The organism is Pseudomonas sp. E1BtOHC1 (assembly GCF_058744285.1).
In genome coordinates this window covers 5,822,865-5,836,099 of record NZ_CP196023.1, presented here as the reverse complement: position 1 = coordinate 5,836,099, position 13,235 = coordinate 5,822,865, and the positions used below count along the sequence as shown (strand labels likewise).

Here is a 13,235-nt window from a genome sequence, read left to right as displayed (position 1 = left end):
AATTCTCTCCAAGGGCACATCAGGCATGGCTCAGGAACCAAGCATAGTTAAGGCCGGTACTCTCTGCCTTGGCCCTGCCTGGAGATTAGGGTGTCGGGAAGTCCGTGGGCACGGACCTCGCGGAGGTGAATCATGGTGCTGGAATACTGGCCTTTTGATATGTGCCTGGCAAGAGGCTTGATCATCGACGATCCGCGAGGTCTGAGCCCCCTGGATTCGCGGCAGGGGAGGAAGCGGCCGGCGCCTGTTGCGGATGCTGATCCAGATGCTGCAGCAGGGACTGGGTAAAACGCAGCAGGGCCAGGTCCAGGGCGTTGATTGCAGCGCTGGCATCGATCCCGGCATTGTCCTGGCAGGCCCGCTCCAGGGCTTCGCAACGGGCCTGCAAAGAGGTGGCGCCGACCATTTGCGCCGAGCCCTTGACCTTGTGTGCCAGGGCCCGCAACGCCTGGGGATCGTCGGCCGGAATGAGCCCCAGGGCGAGGCGATCTTCGCGACAGCACTGCAGGAGCTCCTTGAGCATGCGCAAGACAAACAATGGCTGGTTGCGGGTCAGGGTGCGCAGGACCGACATGCTGAAACTGTCCGCCCTGGGCAGCGCCTTGAGTGTCTCCAGCTTCTGGCCCAGCAGGTTCAGGTCCAGGGGCTTGAGCAGGCAGTCGTGCATGCCGGCATTGCGGCAGCGCTGGATTGTCTGGGGATCGTCGCTGGCGCTGCAACCGAGCAGGGTCACCGCCGGCCGCTGTTGGCGCGCTTCGTTCCGGCGGATGGCCTCGGCCAGTTGATAGCCGTTCATCAAGGGCATGTTGCAATCGACGATCAGCAGGTCGAAATCGCCTTTTTGCCATTGCTCATAAGCCTGCCGCCCATCCCCGGCGCAGGTGACCCGGTGCCCGAGGTATTCCAGTTGTTCCTGCAGCAGTGTCAGGCTGGCGCGATGGTCGTCCGCCAGCAGGATGTCCAGAGGCAGCTGGTTGGCCTGGGGCACGTTGGCCGGGCTGGTCTCGGCAGCTCCCTCTCGTCCGGCCAGGGGCAACTCCACCCGGGCTTCGCTGCCGGGGCCGCTGCGCCCGTGCAGGCTCAGTTTGCCGCCCATCTGCCGGCACAGCTGATGGCTGATGGGCAGCCCGAGCCCGGTACTGTCCCGGGGCGACTGGCTGTGCGGGTCAACCTGGGCAAAGGGTTGCAACAGCCGTTGCCGTTCCTCCCGGGGAATGCCTATGCCGGTGTCCAGCACCTGCAGTTTCAGCTCGTAGTGCCCCGCACGCATCGCAGGTTGCAGTTGCAATCTGACCTGCACCGCACCCTGGTGGGTGAACTTGATCGCGTTGCTCAGCAGATTCGCCAGCACCTGCTTGAAACGCAGGGCGTCGATCAGCACCAGGGGTTCCGGCTCCGGTGCCTTGAACTCAAGGTTGAGGTCCAGGTGCTTCTGGAGAGCCAGGGCCTGGAACACTCCCATCACCCCATCGACGCTGCCCCGCAGGCTGCTCCAGGTTGGGTTCAGTTGCAGGTGGCCGGATTCGATCCGGCTGATGTCCAGCAGGTCCCCGAGCAGCTCGCGCAAATCCCTGGCGGCGCCCAGGGCCAGTTCCAGGGAGGCATGGTTTCGCGAATGGGCCCCGGTTCGTTGCAGCATCAGCTCCAGCAGCCCGATGAAGGCGTTCAGCGGAGTGCGGATTTCATGGCCCATGTGCCCCAGGAACTGGCTTTTGCGCCGGTTGGCTTCTTCAGCTTGGCGCTTGCCGGTGTCCAGGGCGGCCACTGACTGTTCCAGTGCCCCTGATTGTTGCCGCAGCCTGCGCAGTTGTCGGTGGAGTCGGGCCTGGTTCAGCCATGACGCGAGCAGCAGGACCAGCAGCGTGATAACGACCAATGGCGAGCACAGGACTTCGATCATCGCCGGGGCGCTCGGCAAGGCCAGGGCTTCAGGATCTGGCGCTTCATATCAGTTCATTGCGCTTGGCCATGTCCACCAGTTCATTCATGGAAGTGGTGGCGAGTTTTTGCATGATGCGCTTCTTGTAAGTACTGACAGTCTTGTTGCTGAGAAACATGCCCGTGGCAATTTCCTTATTGGTTTGGCCCATTGCAAAAAGTTTCAGCACCATCAACTCCCGATCATTCAGCGAATTGAACTGTGCCAACTCCAAAGTTGCACCAAGAGCGCTCCGATCAACTTGCAACGCCTGGCTGGGGAAGTAGTTGTAGCCACTGCAGATGGCCTTGATGGCACTGAGCAGTTCACTCAGATCTTCTTGTTTGCAGACATAGCCGCTGGCCCCGGCGCGCATGCAGCGATTGGCGAACAAGGCCGCTGACTGGGCTGTGAGGACCAGGATTCGCAAGGGCCTGGGCATGTTGCTCAAGCGCTCCAGCAGCTCCAGGCCATCGAGTTTTGGAATGCAGATATCGAGTATGACCAGATCCGGTTCGCATTCGCGGACCATTTGCAAGGCATCGACTCCATTATCGGTTTCCCCGAAGATTTTATAGCCCTCGTGTTCCAGCAGAATGCGAATGGCCAGGCGTATGACGGGGTGATCATCAACGATAAGTACTGAGCCCATGCTGGTCTCCTGCCGGTAAATGGAGGTTCGAACAGTAGCCCAGCTGAGGGAGTGGAAGTAGTTGCGAAAGTGTGGAAAAACCCAATCTAAGACGGGTCCTACAACGAATAAGGGGAGGTATTACAGCCAGTTGGCAGTGAAGGGAAGTTAAAGTCGGATAGATGTGCATCGGGCCGTAGGGGACGGCCGCTAAAAGGCGCTGGTGTATGCCATCGCAGGCCGCCCCCCGCGAGGAGGGCGGCCTGGGCCTCATGGAGTTTTCTGATCGATGCCGGCTTGCAGCAGCTGGCTGTCACTGTGGCCGCCGACACGCAGCGGGCCGAGGTTGAACAACTGGTCCTTCTGGGTGGCGTCGTCCTGTTTACGGGTCAGTTCGGCAGCGCTGCCCAGGGCAACATTGACCGGTGACTTGGACAGATTGGCGCCGACGTCCACGCGCAATTCCGAGCCGGCCAGGTCGGTGCTGGTGACCTTGGACCCCCCCAGTTCGACGCGACCTTCGCTGGCCCCGATGCGGGCACCGGTGAGCTGGGTTTCGCCGCCGACCTTCAGGTTGACGCCCTGTTGAGCGCTGATCCCCGAAGCCTGTTCCACGCGGTTCTTGCTCTCGTGGCTGACGTTCAGCTTCAAGCTCGGGGTATAGGAGGTCTTACCGCTCTTGTCGCCAAACAGCACGCCTTCAGCGGTATTGGCCACCTTGCTGCCGGCGGTGTTCTTCTCGCTGACCGAATAGCTGTCGCTGGTTTTTGGCCAGAAGCGCTCTTTCAGGCTGGAGAGACGGTTGCCCACGGCGTCGGCTTTGCCGGCCAGGTAGTTCTTGGCCTTGTCCACGCCGTTGCCAATGGCGCCGCGTGGTTCAGGGTTGACGTCGTAGCTGCCGCTGCGGCTGAGTTTCTCCCCCAGGCGCTCCTTGGCGTCGCTGGCCTTGGCGACCACGCTGTCCTTGGCCGAACTGACCTTTTCCACCCCTTTGTCGACGGCGTTTTCCAGCTTTTCGCGGTGCTTGTCGAAGCCTTTTTCGGCCTTGGCCTGCAGGCTGTCCTTGAGTGGGCCGGCGGGTTTGGCCAGCTTGCTCACCAGCCCCGGCTGGTTTTTCGCCACGTCCAGTTTGGCGTCGATGTTGACCTGGGTGTTACGCAGCCGGTCCTGACGGCTTTCGATGTTGAGGCCACCACCTATGGCCCCGTCGAGCCGCTGCGCCTCGATGTTGGCGCCGGCCAGATGCACGTTGCCGGCACTGTTGAGGGTCACCTGATCGGCCTTGATCAGGCTGTTGTGCTGAGTCGTGCTCTGACGCTGATCGACGTCGATCTTGACCCGGGCATTGATCCCGCGATCGACTTTCGGCGAGTCGTGCTCACTGGCGTCGGCCAGGGTGGTCTTGCCCATGCTGCCACCGGCGCCCAGGGTCAGGCCCCAGTTGTTGTGAGCCTGGGTGGATTGCGCCGACTCCTGGTAGATGCCGCCCTGGGCCGCATCCAGCACCACTTTGGCGGCGTCGATCCGCGTGCCCTGCAGGTGAATGGCGTTGTCGCCCTCGGCTGCGCTGCCCAGTAGTACCTGGCCTTGGCTGTAGAGCTGGGCGCCGCGCTGGCTCTGGTCGTTTTCAGAGACTCGGCCAATGTTGAAGTTGGCGCTGAGGTTGACGCTCTTGCCGCTGCTTTGCTCGCTGCTGGTCTTGCTGCCACCGGCCGTGAAGCCGCCACCGAGGTTGCTGCCCTGGCTATGGTGGGTGTCCACCGCCGCTTGCAGGTCGAGCTTGCCGCCGGCGTCCAGGGTGATGTCGCCGGCCGGACGTGCGGCGTTGCCGATCTGTGTGCCTTGCAGCGTCAGGTCGGTTGCACTCTTGAGGTTGACCGGTCCCTGGCCCTGGATGCTGGCGACCCGCGCCTGGCTGTCCTGCTGCTCGAGGCTCTTGTGATCCAGTTGCAACCCGGCCCCGACGTTGAGGTTGGTGCCGCTGGTACCCGGAGTGGTGCCCAGGGTCAGGGAGGCATCGCCACGCAGACTGGAGTTGCTGCTGCTCTGGCGGTCATTGGCCTGATTGAGTGCCAGCTTGCCGTCGGTCTTGATGTTGACGCCGCCCAGGCCGCCATTGAACTGGCTGCCTTCGAAGCTGGCATCGCCACCGACCTTGATGTCCACGCCCTGGCTGCCGGCGTAGCTGCCGACCTGGGCCTTCTCGGTGCTGCTGGTGACGTTGCTGCTGCCGCCGGCACCACTGGCGCGGATGTTCAGGTCTTCACCGGTGTTGGTGTAGACCCGCACGCCAACCTTGGCGTCCACGGCCTGTTCGCTGCTGCTGTGGGTATCGCTGGCGGCACTGGCTACCAGGCTGCCGGCACTGATCTGCACGGCACCGTCGGTGGCGCGGTACTGGGTGCCCTGGTCCTTGAGTTGCCCGTCGGCCTTGACCGCGACCTGGGCGCCGCTCAGCTGGCTGACCACTGCGGTGCTGGCGTTTTCGCTGCGTTGGCGGTTTTGGTGGCTGACATCCACATCGAGCCCGACATTGGGCTGTTCCAGGGCATCGAGCACCCCAGGCTGGTGGAACTTGCGCTGGGCCACGCCCTGGATGGCCTTTTCGATGGGGCGGGTGACGCCCTTGTATTCGACGTTGGCGCCGACATCCACCGCCCAGTTGTTCTCCTTGTGGCTGCTGCTTTCGCTGTTGTGCGCGGCCTGATTGTCGATCTCGGCGGCATTGACCTGCAATGCGCCGCCGGCCTTGACCTGGGCGCCTTCGGTGCTCAGGCGGTTGCCGGCATTGATGGTCAGGTTGCCGCTGGCAGCGATGTTGCTGGTCTGGGCAGTGCTCTTGCTGCTGCTGTCCTGGCTGCTGTTGTGGGCCACTTCCACGCCGTTGCCGGCGCGATCCAGGCCGCCGGTGTAGTAGAAGCCGCCACCGGTGGTGGTGCTGTCGCTGTGCTTCTGGGTTTTATTGTCCGCGGCCAGCAGCTGGACATTCTTGCCGCTCAGGCTGGCATCGCCGGCCGTGGCCGCAAGGTCGCTGCCTTGCACCTTGAGATCCTCGCCAGCAGTGACCGCCAGGGTGCCGCCAGTGAGGCTGGAGGCCTGTTGCCGGGTGCTGTCGCTGCTGTCGTTGCGCTGCTCATCCTGGTAGCGAACCCCAGCCCGGTACTGGCCGGTGCCCGGTGCGTTTTCCTTGGCGTAGGCGTCGAAGCCGCGCTTCTGGGTGCTGTTGCTGTCGTGCTGGGTGTCTTCGGCTGCGACGACCTTGATCGTGCCCTTGGCGCTGGCGTCCAGTGCTCCCGTAGCGGCGACCTGGGAGCCGCTGATGGTCAGGTCCTCGGCACTTTGCAGCTTGAGGTTGCTGTCCGAACGCACCTGGCTGCTGACGGTGGTGCTGTCCTTGTGCTGCTGACGGCTTTCATCCTTGGCGATACCGAAGAACTTGCTGTCCTTGCTGTGGCTGTTGCGGTGGGAGGTGTCCTGCACGCCGTCGATGGTCAGCGAACCCTTTTCACTGATGACGCTGGCCTGGGTGCCGCCCCGGGCCTGGCTGCCGCTGATGCGCACACTGTCGGCGCGCACGATCAGCTTGCCGTCGGCGTTGACCTTACTGCCCTGGTTCTCGGTCTTGCCCTGGTCGCCGTCGGCGTTCTTGCCGAAGAAACCACCGCCCACCAGGTCACCGGAGTACTGCTGGTTGCTTTGGCTCTGCCGACGGCTGGCGCTGTTGATGTCGACGTCCTTGGCGGCCAGCTGGATGTCGCCCTGGCTGTGCAGCTCGGCGCCCTCAAGGCGCAGTTTCTGCTGGCTGTCGAGTTGCAGTTGCTTGCCGCTCTTGAGCTGGCTGGTGACGCTGCGCTGCTGGCTGCTGGCGCTGTCCCAGTTTTCCTTCCACAGGTGCTTGCGGTGCTGGCCCTGGTCGCGCTGGGTCTGGGTTTCGGTGGCGGCAGTCAGTTGCATGTCGCCGCCGCTGCGGGCACTCAGGCGATTGCCGGCTTCGACGCTGCTGCCCTGGATCTGGGTATTGGCGCCGGAGTTCAGCTCGGCGTCATGCTGGGCCACTACCTTGTTACCGTGCTGGCGCGTATCGCTGTCGGTCTCGGTACGGTCATAGGTTTCCCAGGTGATGCCGATGGTGCTCTTGTCCCACTGCTGGCGTTTTTCCTGGAGCTTGCGGCTTTCGATACTGCTCAGGGTCAGGTTGCGCCCGGCATCGAGCTTGACGTTGCGGCCGCTGACGTCGGTGGCGGCCAGGGTCAGGTCCTTGGCACCGTGGAGTTCGATATCGCCCTGGCTGCGCACGCCGGCGCGCGTGGCGTCGAGGCTGTTGGCCACGGCCTCGCCGCGGATGTCCAGATCACCGGCGGAGCTCAGCTTGACTCCGTCGCGGCCATCCACCTGGACGGCGCCCACGCGGACTCCAGCACCTTCGGCGGTGCTGACGATGTTGATCCGTCCGGCCTGCATGGCGCCGAACAGGCTGGCATCGATGCGTTGATCCTGGGTGTGGCTGGTCGGGTCGACCTTCAGCACCTTGCCGCTGGGGTAGTCGAGCTGGTTGCGGCCCACGGTCACGTTCAACTGGTCCCGGGCGGCGAGGCTGCCCTTGCTGTCGATGCGCGGGGCGATCAGGTTGATCGAGCCTTCGGCATTGCGCAGGCCGCCGCCGTGGATATCCAGCTGGCCTCGGGCGCCCTGGGTGTCGAGACCCTGCAGCTTGCCGTCCTGCAGTTCCGGGCGGCCCACCACCAGGCTGGCGTTGGGGGTGTTGATGAAGCTGCCGCCATTGACCGAGATGCCATTGGGGTTGGCCAGTACGAAATCGGCGGCGCGGCCGAAGATTTCCTGGGCGCCATTGAGTTGCGAGGCGTTGCGACTGATCACTTCGTTGAGGATCACGCTGGCCGCCTGGCCCTGGAGCTGTGCGTTGGCTGCCAGTTGCCCGGCCAGTTGCGATTGCCCGGCCTGCAGGGCGTTGTTCAAGACCACGCCTTGTTGCCCGACGTTGTAGTCGAGGAACTGGTTGTGGGACAGGCCGCCGGCATTGGGCGCGACGATGTTGACGATGGGTACGCCACCCTGGTTTTGCAGCTGTGGGGTGCCGCCGGGGCCTTCGACCACGGTGATTCCGCCGGCCAGGGCCAGGGGCAGATGGGACACCAGCAGCAGGCCGGCGATGGTCCAGCGCAGTGTGCCCTGGGGTGAAAGGTTGAATCTATGAGTGTTGTCAGGCATGAGAACCTCGTGCTGAGTGGGTGAGCCGGGCGTTGCTTTCTTGGGTGCAACGGCGCGTGGTGCTCAGGTTCATCGGGTGTTTCAGGCTAATCGGCGGTTGATCAAATCTGCAGGCTGAACCTGGCCAGCCAGACTTCCGGCTCCGTGCGAAAGCCCTGCGGGGTGGTGAGGCTGCGTTGGTAATCCAGGTCGACCTGGAGTTTTTTCCACGCCAGGTTGAGGCCCAGGCTGGCACCGCCGAGATGGCGGCTCTGGGCACCGTGCTCGGCCTTGATCCAGCCATTGTCCAGGCCCAGGCGTGGGGTGATCTTGACCGGCAGGTCGCTGTTCAGGGGTAGGCGCAGGGTGTTGCGCCAGACCGCGCCGATGGCGCCGGAGGCGCTGTTGATGCGGTAGCCGCGCACCGCAGAATCGTCGGTGCCCAGCAGTTGCTCGATGGCCGGCAGCGGGTCCGGGCTGTACTGGGCCGAGAGCTGGCTCTGCCATTGCCAGCGCTGCTCGCCCCACTGGCCGTTGCGCCACTGGCTGAGGCCGGCGCGGTACTTGCGGAACTGCGCCTGGGGCAGGTTGCGTTGCAGCTGTTGCGAGTCGCGATCGGCGCCGAACCAGGTCAGGCCCTGGGCGTAATTGACATCCAGGTTCCATACCGCGCTGTTGAGCCAGAACAGGTTGAGCCCCGCCTCGGCCACGGTCAGGGTCGGGCTCTGGATCTGCAGGTGGGCTTTTTGCAGGTAGCTGTCCACATCCTTGTAGGCCAGTTGCAGGTTGGCGCTGAGCTGGTGGCTCTGGTCGCGCCACAGCACCCGGTCGGCGCGGCCGCTGACCATATCGGTGCGGCCGCTGTTGTACAGGGTGGTGCGGGCCAGCTTGAGCGGGGCGCGGTATTCGGCGTGGCTGGCGAACAGGCTGTAGGTCCAGTAACCGTAGGGCACCGAGTAGAACAGGCTGCTGCTGCGGCTGTAGCGCGGGCCGTGGTTGAGGGTGTCGCTGTAGTTCAGGTTCAGCGCGTCGTTGATCTGCAACGGGCTGTCCAGATTGAGGTTGATCGACTGCCGGTCGCGGCCGGTGCCGGCACTGCCGAGGTTATCCACACCCAGCCCAAGGCCCCAGCGCGCGGCGCTGCTGCGCGAACGCAGGATGATCCGCGAGGCACCGGGCTGGCTGCCTGGGGCGATGTCGGCGGTCAGGTCCAGGGAGCGCAGGCGGTTCAGTTGATCCAGGCCCTGCTCCAGGTCTCGCAGGTTCAGGGGCTTGCCGAGCATGCCCGGGAAAGCCCCGCCCAAGGAGACTGGCAGGCTCTGGTCGGCCAGTTCGATGGCTTCGACGTAGCCTTCTTCCACCAGGATATCCAGGCTGTGGCCGGCAGCCGGGGTGCTGGCCAGGTAGGGGCGGCTGGCGATGTAGCCGGCCTCGACGTAGAGACGGGTGATGGCTGCCAGCAGCTGGTTGATCTGATTGACCCCCATGCACGGCGCTACGTACGGCTTGATGTAGTCATTGAGCCGGGTCTTGGCGAACAGACTGACGCCACCGATGCGGGTGCCGCTCAGGGGCCAGCAGCGGCTGTCGCTGGCGGTCTGTTCCGGCAGGGTGGGCGTGGCCGGGGTGCTGCTGAAGCTGCCGCGCTGCATCTGCCGCTGGCGCTGCTCCAGTTGCAACTGCTGCAGGTCCCGTTGCTGTTGCTGCTGCAGGCGCAGGGCTTCCTGGCCTGGTTGCAGGTCGTCGGCCAAGGCCGGGGTCAGGCAGGTCAGACCCAGTACCAGTCCCAGGCACCAGTTGCCGGTGTGGGCGAGAAGGGAGCGGTCAGTGCGTGATGAATAGGGCACTTGGCATCCTTACTGTAAAAAGACCAAGTGACGAACAACAGAAAAGCCGATCGGTGAGGCTCAACTAGTGACGTCGCTTTAAGTTCTGCACTGTGAATATGAGGCGCCGTCGATATCTATATCGGGGGCCAATCTTCAAGTGCTCGAGAGTGACAAATCCTGAGTGAGAGCCGGGTGCTTCAGTGCAAATTCAGGTTATGACAAAAGGGTTGAGTGAGTGCTGGTCGAAACGTTACAGCGCAGTGTGAAATTAATTTTTCCGGGGGTGGTCAGCGGGGAAATTACTGGATGAAATTGAGACTATCCGAAAGCAAAAACTCGATTTGTACGTAAATTGTAAATGCATAGAAGGCTAACAAAATTTTCCTGTCGGCCTTGATCGGCAAGGGGTGCAGCGAATTATGAGGTTTTTTGAAAGGTAGGATGTTTGGTTGAATCCAGGTGAAGTGTGTAATTCTGTGATGACGGGGCAATAACGTTAACGACTGCGGTGAGTGTTTATGGCTAGTTGCTCTTTCTATTCGAGTAGTTGCTCTAGTCTCGCCTGTTTTTAATTGAAGTAATGATTGTCAGGGAATTCCTTATAGTGAAGCTCCAGAGTGAGATGCCCGGAATCACGAGTGTGCTGCCCCCTGTCTCGGCGCATATTCGAAGTTCACGGGTCGTTGTTGTGATGGCCCGTCTAGGGGAATCCCTTAGTTGTCGATTGGATGTTGCAGGTCATATCAAGTGCCTGGCGCCGCAGCCAGGCACTTGATGGAGGAGGGTCATTGCGGGCTTGAGCGCCCGGTCATTTCCCGGGCCATTTCACTGGCATAGCTGTCGGTCATGCCAGCGATGAAGTCGATCATCCGCAGGAACGACTTGTGCAGCGGCCAGTTCGGGTCCGGTGCATTGTTGCCCAGCAGATCGAGAGTCCGCCGGTTCTTGAACGACGGAGTCTTGCCGCCGTGCTGCTCCAGTGCGGCACCGCAGAAGGAGTTCAGGAGTATTTCCAGGGTGGTGTAGGCGCCGATCTCGTGCAGGGTCTTGCGCTTGTCCTGGAAGATCTTGCGCCGTGCTACGTCCTTGGCGTTGAGCACGCAGCGCTTGGCTGGGCCGTGCATGTGCTCCACCAGGTCGCCGTGCAGGGTGCCGGCCAGCAGGGCGTCCTGCTGTTCGACAAAGGCCCGGGCGGCGGCGTTGGTCAAATGCTCGATGGCCTTGCCCCGCAAGATCGCCAGGCGCCGTCGGCGAGAGTCCCCCGGGCCCAGCTGGCGATAGGTTTCTGGCAGGTCGTCGCCCACCAGCCCCAACAGCAGGGCCTCGACCTCCGCGTACTCCAGCAGGTCCATCTCCAGGCCGTCTTCGAGGTCGATCAGGGCGTAGCAGATGTCGTCCGCCGCTTCCATCAGGTACACCAGCGGATGCCGGGCCCAGCGCTGTTCCTCCAACTGCGGCAGGCCCAGCTTGTGGGCGATCTGTTCCAGCAGCGGCAGTTCGCTCTGGTAGCAGCCGAACTTGTGTTTCTTGTAGCCCAGGGAGTCGGCGTGGCGCGCGGTCCAGGGGTATTTGAGGTAGGTGCCGAGGGTGGCGTAGGTCAGCCGGGTGCCGCCGTCGAACTGGTGATACTCCAACTGAGTCAGGACCCGGAAACCCTGGGCATTGCCTTCGAAATTGAGGAAGTCCAGGCGCTCCGCCTCGCTCATGGCGTCAAGCCAGCCGCGTCCGGCGGCCTGCTGGAACCAGTGGCGGATGGCGTCTTCGCCGGAATGGCCGAAGGGCGGGTTGCCGATGTCGTGGGCCAGGCAGGCGGATTGCACCACCATCCCCAGGTCGCTGGGTTCGCACCAGTCGGGCAGGGCGCCACGTAGAGTCTCGCCCACGCGCATGCCCAGGGAACGACCGACGCAACTGACTTCCAGGGAGTGGGTCAGGCGGGTATGGATATGGTCGTTGCTGGACACCGGGTGCACCTGGGTCTTGCGCCCCAGGCGGCGGAAGGCGCCGGAGAAGATGATGCGGTCATGGTCTTTATGGAAAGGGCTACGGCCGAGTTCTTCTGGGCTGTGCACTGGCTTTCCGAGGCGTTCGCGGGTGAGCAGGGTCTGCCAATCCAAGGCGGGGTCTCTCCGAAAAAAAACTGAGGCGCCCAGCTTCCGGGTTCCCGGGCGTGGCCGCAAGAGGCGCATGGCCTGCGCTCATGTATCCATCTGGCGGACGCCTTCGCTGGCAAGCCAGCTCCTGCACGGCAATGGCCTGGCCTGCGCCTCACCTGTAGGAGCCGGCTGCCGGCGAAAGGGCCCGTAGGTCGTGCATCCATCACGTCGCCGCGCTCGCCGGCAGATGGGGTGGGGTTACAGGCCGGCAGCGTCGATATCGATCAGCAACAGGCGCTGGCCGTTGTCGAAGAACTGGCCGGCAGTCAGGCAATACTGGTTGCTGGTGGCGTCGCGGTAGGTGTTGGACAGGGTCAGGCGGCGCTCTTCCCAGCCTTCGGCCAGCAGGTGATAGAAGTACGGGCGCCAGGACCAGTTGTGGCCCACGTAGCTGCTGTCGGCCTGCCAGCGGTTGTGGCGCCATTCCAGGTTGGGCGTCAGTTGGGTGCCGTGACGGTCGCACTGGTAGAAACGCAGCAGCCAGGGAAAGGCCTCCACTGCGGGCAGTTGGCTGATGGGGGCCTGAGCCTGGGCCCAGGCCTGCAACAGGTTCATCAGCTCTGCCAGTTGCTGGCGCATGCGCATCAGGCGGTTGCGTTCGGCCAGCTTGTGCCGCACATAGCGCTCCCGCAGGCGGGCGAAGGGCTGGACAAAGGCATCGCTGGCGAACAGCTGTTCCTCGGCCCGGGCAAACAGGAAGCCCTGTACATAACGGGAACCGCACTCCAGGGCGAAATCCAGTTCGGCCTCGGTTTCCACTCCTTCGGCGATGATCCAGCAGCCGGTTTTTTCCGCCATCTGTGCCAGGGCCTTGACCACATCGCTGCTGGGCCCGCCCCGGGCAGCGGCCTGAAACAGGCGCATGTCGAGCTTGAGGATGTCCGGTTGCAGCGCCAGTACCCGGTCCAGTTGCGAGTAGCCGGCGCCGAAATCGTCGATGGCGATTCGCGCCCCCGCCTGGCGATAGCGCGCCACCACCTCCGTCAGGCGCTGGCTGTTGCCCCCCAGCTCGGTGATCTCGAAGACGATGCGCCGTGGATCGACATCGTTTTGCTGCAACTGCTTGAGGCTGGGCAATGGCTGGCCTGGCCGCAATCGACTGATCCAGCGTGGGGAAATGTTCAGGCTCAGGAACCAGTCCGCCGGGGCTTCGTGGAGGCGGCGCAAAGCGTCGTCGCGGACCAGGCGATCAAGACGGCGCAAGGCGCTGGAAGGGGTGCGGGGATCGGCGAACAGCGGCCCCACCGACGCCAGTTGCCCATTGCCCTGGCGCAGGCGGCCCAGGGCTTCGACCCCGGCGATGCGCCCGGTAGCGGTATCGATAAATGGCTGGAAGCAGGCGAGCGGTTGCCCGTCGATCACAGGGCCTCCTTATCAGAGTCTTGTTGGTAGGGAGCTGAGGCTGTCGGGTAGACAGACAGGCGTCCAGGCTGTGTGAACACTGCCGTTTTCGGCAATACGGCGTTTTCACACACCCTGGATCGGCCCCTGGG

At 63.4% G+C, this 13,235-nt stretch carries 6 protein-coding genes; all 6 read right to left on the bottom strand.

Translation table 11 applies throughout. The features are described from left to right. Positions 1–181: 181 nt before the first annotated feature. The 6 genes from ACSSVC_RS26170 to ACSSVC_RS26145 all read right to left on the bottom strand — a co-directional run bounded on the left by ACSSVC_RS26170 (position 182) and on the right by ACSSVC_RS26145 (position 13,104). Positions 182–1,900 (bottom strand): response regulator, encoded by a 1,719-nt coding sequence (locus tag ACSSVC_RS26170; RefSeq protein ID WP_346632154.1) that lies wholly within the window; start codon positions 1,898–1,900, stop codon positions 182–184. A gap of 43 nt (positions 1,901–1,943) precedes the next feature. Then, on the bottom strand, positions 1,944–2,570 hold the full coding sequence (locus ACSSVC_RS26165; RefSeq protein ID WP_404937435.1) for a response regulator: 627 nt from the start codon (positions 2,568–2,570) through the stop codon (positions 1,944–1,946). Between the two features lie 249 nt (positions 2,571–2,819). Beyond that, on the bottom strand, positions 2,820–7,778 hold the full coding sequence (locus ACSSVC_RS26160) for a hemagglutinin repeat-containing protein (protein ID WP_492611671.1): 4,959 nt from the start codon (positions 7,776–7,778) through the stop codon (positions 2,820–2,822). Positions 7,779–7,879: 101 nt separating this feature from the next. Next, positions 7,880–9,604 (bottom strand): ShlB/FhaC/HecB family hemolysin secretion/activation protein, encoded by a 1,725-nt coding sequence (locus ACSSVC_RS26155; RefSeq protein WP_446439276.1) that lies wholly within the window; start codon positions 9,602–9,604, stop codon positions 7,880–7,882. 767 nt (positions 9,605–10,371) lie between these two features. Continuing rightward, on the bottom strand, positions 10,372–11,703 hold the full coding sequence (locus tag ACSSVC_RS26150; RefSeq protein ID WP_492611670.1) for a deoxyguanosinetriphosphate triphosphohydrolase: 1,332 nt from the start codon (positions 11,701–11,703) through the stop codon (positions 10,372–10,374). A gap of 237 nt (positions 11,704–11,940) precedes the next feature. After that, positions 11,941–13,104 carry an EAL domain-containing protein gene (locus tag ACSSVC_RS26145; RefSeq protein WP_346632151.1) on the bottom strand — a complete coding sequence of 388 codons (1,164 nt, stop codon included), beginning with the start codon at positions 13,102–13,104 and terminating at the stop codon, positions 11,941–11,943. Positions 13,105–13,235 lie beyond the last annotated feature (131 nt).

Excerpts from the sequence above, each read along its gene's own strand:
- ACSSVC_RS26160 (WP_492611671.1), bottom strand. The coding sequence starts at position 7,778 with ATGCCTGACAACACTCATAGATTCAACCTTTCACCCCAGGGCACACTG.
- ACSSVC_RS26170 (WP_346632154.1), bottom strand. The coding sequence starts at position 1,900 with ATGATCGAAGTCCTGTGCTCGCCATTGGTCGTTATCACGCTGCTGGTC.
- ACSSVC_RS26165 (WP_404937435.1), bottom strand. The coding sequence starts at position 2,570 with ATGGGCTCAGTACTTATCGTTGATGATCACCCCGTCATACGCCTGGCC.